Origin of the sequence: Mycobacterium sp., from assembly GCF_032159565.1 — a bacterium.
Lineage (GTDB): Bacteria > Actinomycetota > Actinomycetes > Mycobacteriales > Mycobacteriaceae > Mycobacterium.
Window position 1 is genome coordinate 1 of sequence record NZ_JAVHWR010000129.1, and the last position, 13,197, is coordinate 13,197.

General features: G+C 62.5%; 10 protein-coding genes. 6 read left to right on the forward strand and 4 right to left on the reverse strand.

Annotated features, from left to right (window positions below; translation table 11 throughout):
* Positions 1-474: alpha/beta fold hydrolase (locus tag QOC76_RS16465; RefSeq protein ID WP_526358192.1), on the reverse strand; the 474-nt coding region annotated here is incomplete at its 3' end.
* A 317-nt stretch (positions 475-791) separates the two neighbouring features.
* On the opposite strand from QOC76_RS16465, the gene QOC76_RS16470 reads away from it, so the two are divergent.
* The 4 genes from QOC76_RS16470 (at position 792) to QOC76_RS16485 (ending at position 5,584) form a co-directional block, all read left to right on the forward strand.
* Positions 792-2,333, forward strand: a complete 1,542-nt coding sequence (locus QOC76_RS16470) for an FAD-binding oxidoreductase (RefSeq protein ID WP_526358194.1) — start codon at positions 792-794, stop codon at positions 2,331-2,333.
* Between the two features lie 67 nt (positions 2,334-2,400).
* A complete protein-coding gene (locus QOC76_RS16475; RefSeq protein WP_526358234.1) occupies positions 2,401-3,942 on the forward strand; it encodes an alpha/beta fold hydrolase in 1,542 nt (513 codons plus the stop codon).
* Positions 3,943-4,134: 192 nt separating this feature from the next.
* Positions 4,135-4,938, forward strand: coding sequence for a bestrophin-like domain (locus tag QOC76_RS16480; protein WP_526358196.1), 804 nt, complete (start codon positions 4,135-4,137; stop codon positions 4,936-4,938).
* 70 nt (positions 4,939-5,008) lie between these two features.
* Positions 5,009-5,584 carry a DJ-1/PfpI family protein gene (locus QOC76_RS16485; RefSeq protein ID WP_526358198.1) on the forward strand — a complete coding sequence of 192 codons (576 nt, stop codon included), beginning with the start codon at positions 5,009-5,011 and terminating at the stop codon, positions 5,582-5,584.
* A 15-nt stretch (positions 5,585-5,599) separates the two neighbouring features.
* On the opposite strand, the gene QOC76_RS16490 is transcribed toward QOC76_RS16485, so the two are convergent.
* Both QOC76_RS16490 and glgX read right to left on the reverse strand, forming a co-directional pair.
* Positions 5,600-7,744, reverse strand: a complete 2,145-nt coding sequence (locus QOC76_RS16490) for an AGE family epimerase/isomerase (protein WP_526358200.1) — start codon at positions 7,742-7,744, stop codon at positions 5,600-5,602.
* Positions 7,741-9,843 carry a glycogen debranching protein GlgX gene (glgX, locus tag QOC76_RS16495; protein ID WP_526358202.1) on the reverse strand — a complete coding sequence of 701 codons (2,103 nt, stop codon included), beginning with the start codon at positions 9,841-9,843 and terminating at the stop codon, positions 7,741-7,743. Before glgX ends, QOC76_RS16490 begins: the two co-directional genes overlap by 4 nt.
* Before the next feature lie 583 nt (positions 9,844-10,426).
* On the opposite strand from glgX, the gene QOC76_RS16500 reads away from it, so the two are divergent.
* A complete protein-coding gene (locus QOC76_RS16500; RefSeq protein ID WP_526358204.1) occupies positions 10,427-11,218 on the forward strand; it encodes a bestrophin-like domain in 792 nt (263 codons plus the stop codon).
* A 23-nt stretch (positions 11,219-11,241) separates the two neighbouring features.
* On the opposite strand, the gene QOC76_RS16505 is transcribed toward QOC76_RS16500, so the two are convergent.
* The gene (locus tag QOC76_RS16505) at positions 11,242-11,982 is read right to left on the reverse strand and encodes a hypothetical protein (protein ID WP_526358206.1); all 741 of its coding nucleotides are present in this window, start codon (positions 11,980-11,982) and stop codon (positions 11,242-11,244) included.
* Positions 11,983-12,300: 318 nt separating this feature from the next.
* Between QOC76_RS16505 and QOC76_RS16510 the strand changes: the two genes are divergently transcribed.
* Entirely contained in the window at positions 12,301-13,098 is a 798-nt protein-coding gene (locus QOC76_RS16510; RefSeq protein ID WP_526358208.1) for a bestrophin-like domain, read from the forward strand.
* Positions 13,099-13,197 lie beyond the last annotated feature (99 nt).

Sequence of the window (13,197 nt, forward strand, 5' to 3'; positions counted from 1 at the left end):
GACGATCGCCATGGCGAGAGCGGGGTTGCTCGAAGGGAAGAACATCGATTCGAAGAACTGTCGCACGAAACGCCGGTAGCCGTCCCCTGCGAGTTCATCGGCCATGGCCTGCTCCGCCGCGATGGGATCACCGCTGCTGATTCGGCTGCCGTCCACGAGTACCAGCCCGGCCACGGCGTCGGACTGCACCCGGTTGGCCTCCAGGACCACACGGCACCCCATGCTGTGGCCCACGAGGATTGCCGGCCGCGACGGCAGTTCCCTCAACGTTTTCGCTACCGCAGCGCCGTATGCCTCGATGGTGCATTCAGCCGATGTGCCTGGGCTAAATCCATGCCCGGGCAACTCGCACACGATGACGGTGGTCTTCTTCTCGAGCGACTCGCGCTGAGCCTGCCAATCCGTGCCATCGCAGGCGAACCCGTGCACGAAGATCAAGGGAGGGTCGCCGATACCGGTCATCGTCGTTCGCATAATCGGATTCCTTTGGGCTGGCCGTGACCCACGACCGCCCGGCGGGATCGCGGTGCGTGACAATCCTTTCACGGCTGCTTCCCGAGTGGAGCCGAATGTGAAGAATGGCGAGGGGTCCGGAAACTCCGCGTGCTTCTTGTCCTGCTGTGGCGATCAGCAGATGCGAATCGCGTTTTATGCCAATAAGTTCCGAAGCCCTTCTCCGTCGAGAGGTGTACCGAGCTCGACACTGAACATGCGAGACAACGCAGAGCGGAACATGAATCAATCTCGGCAACTTGAAAATTCGGCCTCGAGATCTTGATACCGTGCGCGCCATGACCCTCAAGCGCCGTAACCTCCTCATAGTCAGCGGCACAACCGGCGCGGCCGCAGCCCTGATGGGCGTCGCAGCGTGCAGCACGGACTCGTCTTCCAAGTCCACAGAGCCGAGCGGTTCGAATTCGTCCTCCGGAGCCACGTCTTCGAGTACCGACCCCGTCGCTGAGAAGAGTCCGCCGGCGAAACTGACTGGCCGTCTCGTTCGTCCCGGCGACCCGAACTACGTAACGTCCAGCGCCGGCTGGGATCAGCTCTTCACGCACTACCCCATGGTGATCGTTTTCGCCCAGGAGACTCGCGACGTGGTCAACGCCCTGACGTGGGCGCGACAGAACGACGTCGCTCTTCGCGTGCGCAGTGGCCGCCACTGCCTCGAAGGTTGGAACAACGTAGACAACGGCATCGTGATCGACGTCAGCGAGATGAAAGGCGCCAAGATCGACACGGTCGCCGGCACGGCGATCGTCGGCGCCGGTCTCAACCAGATGGAAGCGGTGACAGCGCTCGGCAAGGAAGGCCTTGCGGCACCAACGGGAACCGAGGGCACCGTCGGCCTGGTGGGCGCTACGCTCGGCGGCGGCTTCGGCCTGCTCAGCCGTCCCTTCGGCATGGCCTCAGACAATCTGATGGCGGCCGAAATCGTCGTCGGATCGGGTGCCGATGGGGCTAAGGCAATCTCCGTTGACGAGAAAAACGATCCGGATCTCATGTGGGCTCTGCGTGGAGCCGGAAATGGGAATTTCGGGATCGTCACTTCGCTGACCTATAAGGTGCATCCGCTGCCGCAGGTCGCTTACGTGACCGCAACGTGGCCGGGACTCAACAATGTGCAGGCCGTGTTCGACGCCTGGCAGACGTCGGCGCCGAATACCGACGATCGTCTCACCAGCCAGATGGAGGTCCACCCCGACTCGGTCCTTCTCTTCGGAGTTCTCGCATCGGGGACGGAAGCGGAGGCGAGGCAACTGTTGGCGCCGCTTCTGTCGATCGGCAAGCCGGAAGTGGCGGTGAAAATTGGGCCCTGGGCCGAGATCTACTCTGGCTTCCAGATTCCGACACCGCGGGAGCCCGCGAACTTGAAGTTCTTCTCGCAGTACATCACCGAGTCGTTCCCGGCTGAGGCGATCGACATCGTCAGGTCTTTCATGGCGAAGGCCCCATCACCCGATTGCAATTACTTCATCCAACCGTTCGGGGGCAGGGTCAAAGTCAGCGAGCCTTCCGGCGGCTCAGCATATGCGCACCGGGCCGCAAACTTCTATGGCGAAATAGGCGCCGGCTGGGGGACTAGGGGCGGCGGGGTGCCGGCTCACAACGACCCCGTCACCATTACGGCGCAGGCGTGGATTGCTGAATTCAGCCAGGCGTTGCGGCCCTATGTGAACGGCGCATACGTCAACGTGCCGAACGTCGGTATGTCGGACTGGGAGAAGGCTTACTGGGGGCCCAATGTCAAGCGGCTACGCGGCATCAAGGCGAGGTACGACCCCACCAACGTGTTCAATTTCGAGCAGAGCATCCCGCCCGCTTCGGACTGACAAGATCTCGTGGCAGCCAGTGAACTCATCTCGCTCAGGTCGCGCAATCCTGCTGGCGGTGGCCATCATGGTCGCTGCAGGCACGGTGGTGCCTGCGCCCACCGTCGCCGACACCAGCGCACCTGACACCTATGTCGATCAGCTAGCCGAAGCGGCGGACACGCCCACCTTGGACTGGGTCGAGTGTGCTGATGGATTCGATTGCGCGACAGCACAAGTCCCTTTGGACTATCACCGCCCCGGTGACGTGCAAATAACTCTCGCGGTGATCAAACTTGCCGCGCCCGATCCGAGCAAGCGGATCGGAACCCTGTTCATCAACTTCGGGGGGCCCGGTCAATCCGGCGTTGACAGGCTTCGTCAGCGCGCGAGGTGGCCGTGGCTGTTCTCCGACGAACTGCGGTCGCGATTCGACCTCGTGTCGTGGGATCAACGGGGGGTGTCGCGTAGCGCAGGGGTGCGGTGCTTTTCCAACGCGGCCGAACAGTCGCAGTTCCTCGGACCGAGTCCGGGGCTGCCGGTCGATACCGGCGGTGAGCAGAAACTGTTCGCCTGGTCCGGCGAACTCGCCAACCGCTGTAGACAGCAGGCCGGCCCGATTCTGGACCATGTCTCGTCTGCGAACACCGCCCGCGATCTCGAGTTGTTGCGACGCGCCGTCGATGATCCGGCATTGAGCTACCACGGGATGTCCTACGGCTCTGTGCTGGGTGCGACCTACGCCAACTTGTTTCCCGGTCGCGTGCGAGCGATGGTCCTCGACGGATCAATCGACTTCGACGGCAACGCCAACGGTCACGGCTCAGAGGGCACCACGGTCCCGTTGAACACCCGGCAAGACGTCGCCAGTGGCACGGAGGCGGCATTCGACCAGTTCTTGAGGGATTGTCGGGCGGCTGGCCCGAGATGTGCCTTCTCGCATGGGGATCCCGTGGTCAAATGGGCAGCGTTGGCCGAACACACCCGCACCACAACGATTCTGGTCGAGGACCACATGTGGACCGTTCCGGAGATGGTCGTCGCCACGCTGGCGAAGCCGTCCACCTATCCGCAGCTTGCCCAGTTGCTGCAGGAACTCTCTGACACCGGTACCGCAGCACCAGAACTGCTCGACGCCGTCACCGGCAGCGGACCTCCCGAAACCGACGTCGAAGAACCCTACCTGAGCAACCGCGAAGAAGCCTACGACGCCATCCAGTGCGTTGACAGTACGGTGCCGACGGATCCCTCCAGCTATAGTCGGGCAGCGTTAACGGCCGATGAATCAACCCCGGACTTCGGGCGCATCTCCGTCTTCGACGTGATGCCGTGCGCCTTCTGGCAGGGCTACGACCCTGACCGCTATACCGGCCCATGGAATCGTCGGACCTCGGCGCCAATTCTGGTGCTCAACACGAGGAACGACCCGGCCACGCCGCTGCCGGGAGCGTACGCAGGCGCGTCCCAGCTGTCTGAAGCCCGCGTGGTGGTGACAGAAGGCGCGGGGCACACCAGCATGTACGTCGCGAGCACCTGCACCGAACGCGTCAAACGCGATTACCTGTTCACCGGCGTGTTGCCACCGAGCGGCACCGGCTGCCGCAGAGACCACTCGCCGTTCGAGGGGTAGCCGACGTCAACCCGCGTTCATCGACGCGCGACACGATCGCGCGCACTGCAACGGATCTCGAAGTGATGACGGTGATTTGCGCAATCGCGGTTATGGCTGCGTTATGCTCGTCGCACTTCAGCCGCCACATGAGCGAGGCGCAGCTAAGCGGCTGTCGAGTCTGCTGGGGCGTTTGCCGAGAGGTGTGAAGCAGTGGTCCGGTGGATCGTCACCAACATTCCGTCGACACTGTTCTTGGTGATCCTCGTCGCCTGTATTTGTGCCGCGACGATTGCCGGCCTGACGTTCGTCCGGCGTCGCTTCCCCGGTCTCGCCGAGGGCAAGCACAACGACGTCACAAACGTCGGAATGTCCGTGGTTGGTCCCGTCTACGGGTTCTTCATCGGGTTCATCGTCGCGTTCCTGTTGAGCCAGCTGGCAACCGAGGACGAGTGGGCCCGCACGGAGGGGACCGCCGCGATCTCCATGACCCGGGAACTCAACGTCTTCGCCAGGGCCGATGGTGACCGGATCCGGCAGAGCCTGATGGAATACGAGCAAGCAGCACTTGCCGAGTGGCCGCAAGCGGCCAACGGCCGTCCGACGCCGGAGGCGGAGACCGCCTTGGCCGGCCTGTACAGCGCGGTCCAGAATGTCAAGCCACGCGACGACCGGCAACGGGTGGTCTTGATGAGCGCGCTACGCGCCTTGAAAGAGTTGAGCGACGCGCGCACGGAGCGGCTGCTGTCGGCAGACGCGGGATTCAGCCCGCCGCTTGCGTTATGGGCGGTGATCTTTCTGAGCAGTGGGCTGGTTCTCGCTTTCGCCGTCGCCTTCGGCGCGAAGCAGCAGCGATGGCATTACGCGGTGGTCACGGCGGTCAGCGTCCTCGTCGCCGCGAACCTCTTCCTCGTCATCGAACTGGCATACCCCTACCTCGGCGTGTTCGCCCCGACGCCCGAGCCTCTGCACGCGGTCATCAAGATGGTGCAGGGCCAATTGCCACAGCCGAGTTGAGACAGCCCCCGATTCGACCGGAGGCGCAGAATCGGAGGGTGCCATCCGCCTCCGGAAGGAGGGAGCCTCGATGAGGCTGGAAGGCAGAAAGATCGCGATCCTCGTGGAGAACGACTTCTATGAGCCCGAAATCTATTACTACCAACATCGTTTCGCCGAGGAAGGGGCCGAAGCCCATTTCCTCAGCCGATTGTGGGGACAGCCCTCGATCGAGTTCAAGGGGCACGAACTGCGGGCGCCGTTGCGCTGCGACGAGACCTTCGAGGGCATCGGCGACGAGGATCTGGGGCAGTTCGCCGCCGTCATCGTGCCGTCGGGGATGGTGTCGGATCGGCTCCGCTACACCGACGACGTCGAGAAGCTGCCACCCGCAACAGAATTCATGCGGCGTGTGTTCGCCCGACCTGACATTGTGAAGGGCATCATCTGCCATGGAATGTGGCTGCTGGCACCGACACCGGAACTCGTCCGTGGCCGGCGTGTGGTGGTTCACAACAACCTGTTCGGCGATGTGAAGAACATGGGGGGGATCTACGTCGACGAAGACGTCGTCGTCGACGGTGACCTCGTCACGGGACGTGCAGGCACCGTATTCCACCTGTTCGCCCGAAAGATCATCGACATGCTGGCCAGAGACACCGCGTAGCGCACCGGCCCGTGTTCAGAGCGTCTCCAGGTAGACGAACTCTCCCCCAGTCGACGAATCACCATTCGTGAAGGTGCTCATGACTGTGTCACTGGCGCCCACGATGACGACCTCCTGTTCCAACTTCACCTTGGACCGGAACAAGAAGAGTGCGCTGAGGGCGTCTTCGGAGAGCGATTCCAACTCATTGACTATCAGGACCAGTCGGGTGGCATCGGCGAGCAGCGCCCTTTCGAGTTCTGCGATCAACTGGTTGACTCGTTTCCTGGGAATCTTGCCTATCAGCGTCAGGTGGTACTCGCCTTCCCGCTGCAGGACGTGCGAATCGAACTCGGAGTTCGTCGACACCAGCCTGACCCGGACGCGTACCGCTTTGTCTTTGGGTAGTTTCACGGTGAGATTGACCTTGTCGAATTCCGCGTAGGGTTCGTCGTCCACCCACACGTTCGACAGCATCACTCGCCCCGCCGGAAGAAGGTCGGGCGCCACACGCAGGATCCCGTCGGGGAACGATGAGGCCTTGGGTTTGAAGTGCAATTCCATGGCCTGGTCGCGGATGAGCAGATTGGTGTAAACCGCTGCGAGATAACATAACTCGATGGAATGATAGGCCGACATGGAGTGACTGCCCTTCAGCCGCTCATCCCCTACCAGGTAGGGCAGCCCGTTGGCGAGGACATTGAAGTAGATGCCACCATCGTCGTGATCGAGGAACATCGCGTTGTAGAAGGACGCGGATTCGCGGCCGTGCCGGAGGTACTCGCCGTCCCCGAACGTGCCCGCCAGAACTAGGTAGGCGAGGATGGCCTGCTCTTGCTGCCACCACGCCTTTCGGTCATGCCACACGAATCGATGCCACGCCTGCCCGGGCTTGAGAGTGCGCTCGACGACGTCGTACCAGCCACCGCGCTGCTGGTCGCTGCCTACGGCGGGCATGGTCTCGGCTATTCTCTTGGCCATCTCGACGTAGGCCGCATTGGGACGGATGTTATTGATCCGCATGAGGTTCCAGGCGATCTTCAGGTTGTGGCCGACCACCGCATTGTCCTGCTGCCACTTGTAGTGGCGGTCCGAGGTCCAGTCCTCGTGAAACCGCTCCTGGACGAAGGGGCTGTCCTCGTTGGGGAATCGTGCGGCGATCGTCTCACCCGTGGTGGCCAGAAAGTCCTCATGCTCCTTGCGACCCAACGCCAAGAGCAAGTTGATCAGATACGCCGGTGCATGGTCGCCCACGGAGTTCCAGTTCTTGCGGGCGCGGTTGTGCCGGAGTAATTCCGAACGTGGATCGAGGGTCACCGGTTCCAGGTGGGAGAAATAACCACCTTGATCGGGGTCGCGGAAGTAGCGATCGAATAGTGCGATGGTCTTCTCGATGTCGTCGAGAATCAGTGGGTCGCCCGTGACGCGATACGTTTGCGTCGGACCTGCCAGGGCGTAGATCTGCTCGTACATCGCGATCGCTTCGAAGTCGTCGCCGAACTCTGAGGCGGAGATCTTGCGTTGGCCCTTCGGCGAGACGTCGATGGCGTGAAACCAGCACACCACACCCTCGTCCGCCCGCACCTCCCGCATGTTCTTGCGTAGATATTCAGTGCCTCCCTCGGCCGCTTCGAGGAAGCGGTCCTCCCCGGTAAGGAGGAAGGCGGTGGCCAACCCGTACACCATCCGGGATATGGTGTCGGTCTCCTGACGGAAGTCGGGGGCGACGTAGTCGGGTGTGTGCGTGCCGGAAAGCGTCAGTTTGGTCCGGTAGTTGCGCCAATCGAAATTGTGGTCGGGGAATTGGCCGCGCAGGTAGAAGTCCGCCACGGCCCGGGCCTGGTTGACCCACCAGTCGGGTTTCTCGAACATGTACTCCTGGCCGGCGACACCGGGGAAGATGATGGACTTCACCTCGAATCGGCGTTCCCTGCTCTCCGGGTAGTAGATGCCGTAGGCGTACAGGTAGCGGCCCGGGTAGAGGAGTTCCTCGAATTGGCTGCCCGCATCGTGATAGTCCTCCCCGAAGTTGCGGATGACGCTCGCGAACGTGCCCGGGGTGAGATGGACAGGGTATTCACGCCCGTCGGTCGTCCGTAGGATGAACGAGTTTTCGTCATCGTCGTATGACACGACATATCCGGCGATGGTGTCCGACAACGTGAACGGCATGTCCTTCATGACTGAACCTCTTGTGAGATGAGGGCGACGACACTGCGTTCGCCAGCGCGATATTTATCGGATTCGACGACGACTTCCTTACCTGGATCGACGATGTCGTCCGGGGACGCGAGCGTGGTGTCGAGGGCCCGTGCCCACCGTCGACCACCGATGCCAGGCAGCGCGAAGTCGATGCCCTGTGACGACATGTTGAGGATGACGTGAACGTCGTCGGCGCCTTCTAGTCCTGCGAGGGTGAAGCAGAGCACCTGAGAACCGGGATCGTGCCAGTCGGGCTCGCCCAAATCGCTGCCGTGCCAGGACACATCGGCGAGTCCGCGCACGTTGACCTCGCCGGTGAAGAAATCCGGCTGGCGAAAGGTGGGGAACCGCTTGCGGAAGCCGATCATCTTCGTCCAGAACCGAACCAGGTCGGCGTGCCGCTCTACCAGGGTCCAGTCGATCCAGCTCAGCTCGTTGTCCTGACAGTACGCATTGTTATTGCCCAACTGCGTACGGCGGAACTCGTCGCCTGCCACGAACATGGGTACACCGCGGCTGAGTAACAAAATCGCGGCGAAGTTACGGATCTGACGTTCTCGGAGGCGTTCCAGATCGCCATCCGCGGTGGGCCCCTCGAAACCGCAGTTCCAGCTGTTGTTGTCGTCGGCGCCGTCCCGGTTGCCTTCGCCATTGGCTTCGTTGTGCTTTGCGTCGTAGCTGACGAGGTCGTTGAGCGTGAAGCCGTCGTGGCATGTGACGAAATTGATGCTGTTGGTTGGTCTCTCACCGGAGGGCCCGAAGAGGTCGCTACTGCCCGCGATACGTGTCGCGAGTGCGGCGACGAGCCCGGGATCGGATTTGACGCTTTTACGCACGCAGTCCCGGAACGGACCGTTCCACTGAGACCAACGATTGCCGGGGAACCGGCCGACCTGATACAGCCCGCCCGCATCCCACGCCTCGGCGATGAGCTTGACATCCCATAGGACTCGGGACAGCTCGATGTTCCACAGCACTGGTGGCACGGCCATCTCGGCCCCGTCAGGACCACGGGACAGCGCCGAGCCGAGATCGAATCGGAAACCGTCGACGTGGTGCTCGCGCACCCAGTACTCCAGGCATTCGACGATGTACTTGGTGACCACCGGGTGGTTGGCATTGAAGGTGTTGCCCACCCCGGTGTAGTCCATGTAGTACTGCCGGTCGTCTTTCGAGAGCATGTAGTAGGCCTCGTTAGCCTGACCACGAAAGCTGATGGTCGGCCCGTTCTGATTTCCCTCGCCCGTGTGGTTGAAGACCACGTCCAGGATGACTTCGATGCCGGCGCGGTGGAGCGCCTTGACCATGTCGCGGAACTCGTCGAGATGCGTGCCGAGGTGTGGGGAGATGCAGAAAGTCGACTGCGGGGCCCAGTGGCAGTACGGGTCGTATCCCCAGTAGTTGGTCAGGGACTGACCTGTCGGCCCGCTGCGGAGGACCTGCGACTCGTCGAAGTCGAAGATCGGCAGAAGTTCGACCGCGGTGATTCCCAGCGACTTCAGGTACGGGATCTTCTCGACTATGCCGCGAAAGGAACCGGGATGCTCAACTTTCGACGTGGGCGACTTGGTGAATCCCCGTACGTGTACTTCATAGATGATGGTCTCGGTCAGCGGGGTGTTGAGCGGGCGGTCGCCCTCCCAGTCGTAGCCGGTCGGGTCGATCACCACGCTTCGCATCGACGTGGCGACGTTGTCCTCGGGCCCGACTGCGGTCTCCCGGTCCCAGAGGTTGTCGATGTGGCCGAAGGCATTCGGGTCGATCAGCACCTTGTTGCGATTGAAACGCAGGCCGGCGCTGCTGGGTTCGAACGGCCCGTCCATCCGATAGGCATATACCTGGCCGGGGCCCACCCCGCTCAGGTGACAGTGCCAGAAGTGAAAGCTTTTGTTATTCCGCGCGGTGAGCGTCACTTCACGGGTGGGCGTCCTCGCTTCGTGCGAGTCGAAGAGCAGGAGCGTGACACCGGTCGCATGCTCCGAATACACCGAAAAGTTGACACCGGTGGGAGTGACGGTGGCACCGAGCGGCTGAGCAACACCCGTTTCAGGGGCCTCGTCGCGCCCCGGCGGTGTCACGCCTGCACCGAAGTCTGGCTCGCGTGAATGGTGAGACGTCGGTGAGCCGACGAAACGGCGTGTACGAACCGCACGCCGGAAGGAGCAATTCGAAACCACCACTGCGGCAGAAGGTCTCGAGAGCGTTGCGGGTCTGTGGTCGGCCGCGGCACCTGCGTCGGGCGGGGCGGACCGCCGGTGGCATTCCTCAATGAACCCCCGGTCATCCGTTGCGTTCGACATCGGCGGAGCCAGGGTGGCTTCCCGTTTGCTCGAGAGACGCCGACACGCTGCAGCAGACGCTAGCAGCCCTTTGCGCTGCGCCGCGGCTACTCAGAACAATCGGTGCAATGACGTCGCGGCGCGCGACTCCGGGGGGCCACCCGTGGCGCTACAGCAGATCATCTCCTGGTGACACCGTGGCGTAGTGCTTCTCGTTTCTGACTCAGTTCCGGTTGTAAGCGATTATCATCGTGCGGTCGAAGGAGGACGACGTGGGCGACTCGCCACCGGGGGACAGGTCGACCTGGCGGCTTTGTGGGACGGTGCCGACGATCGCGCTCGATGCGGGCATCGGCAGGGCGAAGCACGAGGAGTGTGGCCGGTGAGCCGCTGGCTCGTCAACGACGTCCCCTCGTGGCTGCTCCTAGCCGGTCTCATCGTTCTCATCGTGGGTGGATCGGTTCTCGTTCAGGTCTACGTCCGAAAGCGGTTCCCGCGGCTCAAGGATGGGGCCCATAACGACGTCACGAAATTCGTGTATGGCGTCGTGGGATTCGTCTACGCGTTCTTCATCGGCTTCGTCGTTTCCGCGATGTGGGGGCAGGTCAACGTCGCGGATGAAGAGACCCGAAGCGAGGGAGCGGCCGGCGTGCAGCTGGCGAGGGACATCTATGTATTCGACAAAGCCGACGGCGACCGGATCCGACGCAGCCTGCTGGACTACGAGAAAGCGGCGATCGCCGAGTGGCCCCTCCTGGCCAACGGCCAGCGCGTCTCCGATGCGGATGAGGCACTGCACCGCTTGTATGTCGCGTACACGGACGTGAAGCCGCACACGGACACTCAAAAGGCTTTCCTGGCAACCTCATTCAGCAACCTGAACGACCTCAGCAAGGCCCGTACGGAACGGGTGATGCTCGCCAGCACCGACACCGGACCCCCTTGGTCATTGTGGGTGGTCATCTTCCTGACGAGTGGGCTGGTCCTCGGTTGCTCGATCATCTACGGGGTGGAGAATGCCGCCATGCACTATCCGATGGTGGCAACCGTGAGCGCGCTGGTGGCCGCCAACACGTTTCTCATCGTGCAGCTTTCGCATCCGCTCGTCGGCGACATTGCGACGTCACCTGCTCCGCTGAGCGAGGTCGTTCAGGTTCTCTCAGCTCCCCGTTAGCCGAAGAGGCTCGGCCGGCAGCCTCAGAGCGGCTTGGGCGTGTCGGCTTCGACCGTGCGCACCACGCGACCATGTGCGCGCGAATGTGCCTGCGCGACGTTGTGCGCTCTCAACCGCGTTGGTACCGAGAGAATAAGGGGCCATTCTAATTCCGGGCCATACCATCCACGTCGTGCTTGCAGAAAACCGAGCCCGAGAACGAGGCCGAAGATCACGTGTCCGATCAGTGTGACCGCAAGCGTGGATATCGTCAGGCGGAACATCAGTTCCTCGCCCCGCGGCGCCAATACGACCGTCGCTACCAGGCCTGCCCACACGAAGACAGCGAAGCCGACCGCAGCGAGAACCACCCTGACGGGCCGCGTCGAGCGTCGACCCAAGCCGACGGCCAGTGCGATGGCGAAGAAGGCGACACCAAGCCCTCCGCCATCACCGAGGTAGCGCCACATGTAGCCGACCACAGCGCTGGCCGCGCCATGCGAACCGCCGGTGATCCACGTCCCCATCACTGGAATGAAATCGTCCATCAGTGCGAGGACGTGGACGCAGAAGAGTCGGAATGCGTCATAGAACAAGCAGGCCACCATTCCCGCGAGAAGTCCTCGCCCTAGGACCATGTCGATCCGATGCGGCGAGAACGCGATCAGCACTGCGAGCCCGACGATGAGAGGGAAGATCACCAGCAGTGCCGTGGTGTTCTGTGGTGCGAGCCCAAACACGTGCGCCGAGATCGCCAGCAACGGCGCGGCAGACAGCAGAAGCACCAATAAGATCCGCGCAATAAGCCAGGGGCTGCGCCAGCGGGCAGCCGCCCGGTTGCGGTTGTCGTCTTGTTGATCCGGTCCTGGGGTACGCATCTCGGACCTTCCGGTTACGGCGCAGATTCTCGTTTCCGAGACGACAATCCGAGTATCCCCGCAAAGGGCCGCTCCGACTCGATAAGAGCGGTTTCCAGCTCAAATCAGCGGACTGGCCGCGTGAGGCGTCGAAGTACGGCCGGTTCTCGTTGCGTCACCGGCTTTCGAGTCTGCTGGCCAGATGGGCACGCCAGGCGGCGGCCTCTTGATACGCTCCCCCGCGCAATGCTGTTTCTTTATCACCTCCCGAACTGGCTGATGGCCGTGTGCATCGTCGGCACGGTCCTCGCGCTCGTCTACCCCGGATACGTTCTCATCCACCGGCTCTGGCGGCGGTCGTTCACCGAGTCGGAGACGAATGTGTCGATGGCCGTCCTGACCGTCATCGCGACCATCTATGCTCTGCTGCTCGCGTTCGTCGCTGTATCAGTCTGGCAGTCGTTCGGCGCGGCCGAAACGGCCGTGGTCAACGAATCCAACAGCGTCGGCCAACTGGCGCGCGACTTGTCGCTGTTCGACAGCCCGCAAGCGCGAGAGGCACGCGGGACTCTCCGGCAGTACGCCGACATCGTCGTGACGGTGGAATGGCCCGATATGCGTCGGGGACAATCAAGCAGCGAGGCGTGGGACGCGTTCGACCGAATGTTTCATGCCGTCGGCCAACTCGACCCCGATACGCCGCGTCGCGCCGCGCTCATGCCCGAGATCTGGTCAGCGGCAAACGATGTCCTGAGTGAGCGTCGAACGCGGCTTCACGCCGCCGACGCGAAGGTTCCGTTCACGCTATGGATGGTCGTATTGATCGGCTCGGCGTTGACGATCGGGACGACTGCGGTGCTTTCGCCGTCCCGCTTCAGCTTCTGGATCATTGGGTTGCTCGCGATGTCGATGGGACTGGTCTTCTTCCTCATCGTCGTGATGGACCGCCCGTTCACGGGAGAGGAAAGCATCGGTCCGGCACCGTTTCACAATGCGATAGACAACATGGATCGATGGGACGCCGAGTTCGCGCATTCGAAATGATGCCGATATCCGTTCACGGGTGGCCTCGCCTCTGCGATCATGCCGCTAAGCAGCGCTATCTTCCTGTACCACAAGGCCGCTGATGCCACGCTCCACATG